3 protein-coding genes are annotated in these 3,397 nt (G+C 37.3%); 2 read left to right on the forward strand and 1 reads right to left on the reverse strand.

What is annotated here, in order from left to right:
- Nucleotides 1-916, forward strand: a 916-nt coding sequence (locus tag WBV75_RS00575) for a hypothetical protein (RefSeq protein WP_424118721.1), incomplete at its 5' end; no start/stop codon positions are given.
- 562 nt (nt 917-1,478) lie between these two features.
- The gene (locus WBV75_RS00580) at nt 1,479-2,954 is read left to right on the forward strand and encodes a Fic family protein (RefSeq protein WP_424118722.1); all 1,476 of its coding nucleotides are present in this window, start codon (nt 1,479-1,481) and stop codon (nt 2,952-2,954) included.
- Here WBV75_RS00580 and WBV75_RS00585 read toward each other — a convergent pair.
- The gene (locus tag WBV75_RS00585) at nt 2,935-3,105 is read right to left on the reverse strand and encodes a DNA-binding protein (RefSeq protein ID WP_424118723.1); all 171 of its coding nucleotides are present in this window, start codon (nt 3,103-3,105) and stop codon (nt 2,935-2,937) included. The genes WBV75_RS00580 and WBV75_RS00585 overlap by 20 nt on opposite strands.
- Nucleotides 3,106-3,397: the final 292 nt, after the last annotated feature.

The raw sequence follows: 3,397 nt of genomic DNA on the forward strand, positions 1-3,397 counted from the left end.
TGATAATTGGTATGGTATTGGAACAAGTTTTGAACTGACACAAAATCTATACTTTGGTGTGAGCCAATTTGTAAGTATAGCAAATTACTCGTATCAAATTCAGGTTTTAAAACAAACTACTGATGTAAATTTGAATCCTGCTGAGCCAACAGATTACTTTAATTCGTCTACAAATGGTAATTATGATAACGTAGGGCTTATTACTAAAATCGGGTTAATTTATGATACAGAAAAACATGACATTGGACTAACAATTACGACACCTACGTACCTTCATTTTTTTAAAGGAGGGGACTTCAATCAATCTAGAATAGATTTCAATTCAAATAACACAAGCATAGAGGGAATAATAGATTTAGAACTTTCCCCTAAAATAAAAACACCTTGGGAATTTAACCTCGGATATAGCCTTGTTTTAAACGAAAAAGGCAAACTTTGGATTAATGCAAGTTATCATAATAGGATTGCTGATTATGTAATGGCAGAAATACAATCTATCAATGAAAGTTTAGAATGGACAAGTGGAAATAAAGCTGTTTTCAATTATGGTGTTGGATATTCTAACCAGATTAGTGAGAAAATTCAATTATTAGGGGGTATAAGATTGAATAATTTTGCATATCAAAATAAAGCAGCCATAGAAGGAAAATTTCGCAATTTTATATTGGATGGTAATAGTTTACAACTTTCATTAGGAACAAAACTTAGATACAAACGACATAGGATTCTTTTAGGTTTTGATTGGGGCACGTTGATTAGTGTGCCTGATAAAGAAAATCTTAGCTTATTAGAAAACATTGACCGATTAGGAATAAATCAGAGAGAATTAACAAAAAAATCCTTTAATATATTACTAAACTATGGATTTATCCTTGATGGATTAGGGAAAGAGAAAACCACACAAAACAAGCAATAAGCCTCATTAAAACAAAGGACGAAAAGATATATTTATATATCTAATCGTATTTAGATCATCTCTAATCAATTCGTGATTGCTCTGTAGCCTTCTGTAAAAATGAAGCTCTGAAATCCTCAATCGTCAACACGTTGGCAGCTTCAAGAAATGATGACGATCTGTGAACCTGTTTAAATGGGTTTATTGTTGATTTAACTATTCAGTTTAAATGTACCATTTACTATTCTTCGGATAGCAGAATTCAGATGTATTAGGTGTTGACCTAAAATGTGTATGCTCCAGGATGGACGGGAGTTGATTCGAATAGATCTGTCGCTCTGATCAAGCTTTAAGGAGGCTTTCTCCAGGTTATGCATATACTTGGATAGCGATAATGAATTACCTCGAGTTAATAATGGAAATTATTTTACCATATCTTGTTTTTAACGTAAAATATTTTGCATAATCTCCCTATTTAATTGATTTATTGGAAGCTATAAATCTATTTTTGATGGAAAATATTTTTCAAAAAATCAATTAAAATGGAAAATATTTTGCATATTTACCTAATGAAGACGAGATAATGGAAAAAAAGGTGCATTTACAGGAAATCATATATGGTTCTTCCGATTCAGTAATCTCACGTCGTATTTCCAAATGGCAAACCGAAGGCCGCATCAGGAAGATTGCCCCACGTATTTATACTTCAAATTTTGAAGATTCTCCCGAAGAAATCATTCGGCGCAACATTTTTCCAATCTTAGGACACTTGTACCCTGGGGCGGTGCTCAGTCATCGGTCCGCATTTGAATTTGCACCTACTGCGAGCAACCAAATCTTTGTAACGTACAAATACACAAAAAAAGTCCAGCTTCCCGGAATCACTATTCGGTTTTTGGAAGGGCCAGGAGCTGTTGAAGGGGATACATTTTTTTCAGGTGAATTGATGGTCGCTCAGCGCGAGCGGGCCTTTTTGGAAAACCTTCAGACATCAAGGCAAACAGGGGCTAATTCCAAGGCATTAGCCTATCCCCAGTTGGAGGATAAACTGGAAAAAATAATAAGGGTCAACGGAGAAGAGGCATTGAACGAACTGCGCGACAAAGCCCGGGAGATATCCCAGCAATTAGGAATGGAAAGGGAGTTTGAAAGACTTAACAAAATGATAAGTGCCTTGTTAAAAACGAGGCCTTCGAATGAACTTAAATCGCCCTTAGCGACTGCACGCTCAATGGGTAATCCTTATGATCCAGCCCGTATTCAACTGTTTGAAATCCTCTTTAGGCATCTGAAACAACTAGAGTTCAAATACCGTGACGAAAAAAACATAACCAACGAGGCTTACCGCAATTTTGCATTTTACGAAAGCTATTTTTCCAACTATATCGAAGGAACGGTTTTTGAAATAGACGAGGCAAAAAAGGTGATTGCCACACAGAAGCCCCTCCCTGCCAGAACTGAAGACTCTCACGATATATTGGGCACGTACCAACTAGTTTCTAATAGGCAGGAAATGAGAATCGTGCCTTACTCGGCTGAAAATTTTCTGGAAATCCTTCAATACCGTCACGAAATTTTACTCAGCGCCCGGGATGATAAGAAACCTGGAAAGTTCAAAGACAAGAACAATCAAGCAGGCGATACTTTCTTTGTCGACATGGAACTTGTGCGCGGCACATTACTGCAGGGTTTTGATTTTTATCAAGCCCTTGTTCATCCTTTTACCAAGGCGGCCTATATCATGTTCGTTGTTAGTGAGGTTCATCCCTTCTTAGATGGGAACGGACGATTGGCCCGTATAATGATGAATGCCGAGTTATCGGCAGCTAAGCAAACCAAGATCATAATACCGACAGTCTATCGTGAAGATTATTTAGGAGCCTTACGACGATTGACTCGTAATAATGATCCAAAAGTTTATACCAGAATGTTGGAAAGAGCCCATGCCTTTAGCGATACGCTTATGGCAAATGATATGGAAGGTTTTGAAGAAATCCTGCGGAGAAGCAATGCCTTCAAGGAGAGTAGTGATGGAGTTCTTAGGATAGCAGAAGTATAACTATACTGGACCTGCTCATTCCAGTCTCCTCAGCTATTTTTGACATACCGATAGCCTTCGCAATGTGCCCCAATGCAACTATGAGATCGGCACTATCTCCTTCTTCGAGTGCCGTATTGAGGTATTCAGCAATCATTTCTTTGCTATCCAAATAATTGGAGACAACGATAAAAAAAATATAGATATCATTGGGATACAGGTATTCAAAGAAATAGGTCTGAAAGTTTAATCATATGAAGTCTGTAAAAAAGCAGCATGAATATTTATCTAAATTTGAAGGAAAGTGGTCCTAAAGATTAGGAAATCTACAGTAAGTAGAATTTTAGTGAAGTTGCTCATCCATTAATTAAACTTTTAACGGTCTCGACTATGAGTAGTTGCGTAGTGCCTCCGACGAGCAGAGCGAGAGGAAGGCAAAGCAACTAAACTCTGCAAGTACACAC

The organism is Robiginitalea sp. (assembly GCF_049588695.1).
Taxonomy (GTDB): domain Bacteria; phylum Bacteroidota; class Bacteroidia; order Flavobacteriales; family Flavobacteriaceae; genus Robiginitalea.